Below are 289 nucleotides of genomic sequence, written 5' to 3' on the forward strand. Positions count from 1 at the left end.
CTTCCGGACCGGGGCTCGCGGAGGGCCGGGGACTCTCTTGTCGGGCACCACCGCCACCGCTGTCTTCCTGGATCGGCCGGTCCCACTCCCGCTGGAGGCTCTGGACGGTACGCCCGGCGTCGGCGCGGGCCTCGCGGTTGGTCCACCAGAGCTGATGGACGACGAGGAGGAGCAGCACGACACCGAGGGTCACGACGGCTTCGGCGGAGACCCACAGCCCACGGGCGAGGAGACGCGGACCGCCCCCGCGGCCACGCACGCCCGACCGCACCCCACGCCCTCCCCGAGC

The 289-nt window shown here is 74.7% G+C and carries 1 pseudogene; it reads right to left on the reverse strand.

Features of this window, described 5'->3' with window-relative positions:
• Nucleotides 1-259 (reverse strand): annotated as a pseudogene (locus tag JS521_RS37150) (class E sortase); the annotation flags it as partial.
• Between the last annotated feature and the right edge of the window lie 30 nt (nt 260-289).

Origin of the sequence: Streptomyces durocortorensis (genome assembly GCF_016901035.1) — a bacterium.
GTDB lineage: Bacteria > Actinomycetota > Actinomycetes > Streptomycetales > Streptomycetaceae > Streptomyces > Streptomyces durocortorensis.